Origin of the sequence: Bacillus sp. SIMBA_005, from assembly GCF_046535585.1 — a bacterium.
GTDB classification, from domain to species: domain Bacteria; phylum Bacillota; class Bacilli; order Bacillales; family Bacillaceae; genus Bacillus; species Bacillus pumilus.
This window is the reverse complement of sequence record NZ_JAWRWI010000666.1, coordinates 1-259: the sequence shown is the minus strand read 5'-3', so window position 1 is coordinate 259 and position 259 is coordinate 1. Positions and strand designations below refer to the sequence as shown.

The window sequence follows — 259 nt, the reverse complement described above, 5'->3', positions numbered from 1 at the left end:
ATGTTTCTTACATTCATTGCCGCACGCCTCGCATACTGTCGCACATACTGATGCTAGCTCTGAAGCAAATGGTGTATTTCGTGCTAACGCCTGCTCTAAAAAGTTACAGATATCTGCACATTCCCGGTCTAATCTGATGCATTCAGCCATCATCTTTACATCGTCTTCCTTTAGACAAGCGTCAAAGCAGTGATTGCAGGCAGCCATACATTGGTGTAAAGCCTGGATTAATTCTTGGTGTTGTTCATGTGACATATTC

1 protein-coding gene is annotated in these 259 nt (G+C 43.2%); it reads right to left on the bottom strand.

All coding sequences use genetic code 11. The annotated features are described in order from the left end of the window. A partial coding sequence (locus SB660_RS21755; protein WP_410584504.1) for a four-helix bundle copper-binding protein occupies positions 1–255 on the bottom strand: 255 nt, incomplete at its 3' end. Between the last annotated feature and the right edge of the window lie 4 nt (positions 256–259).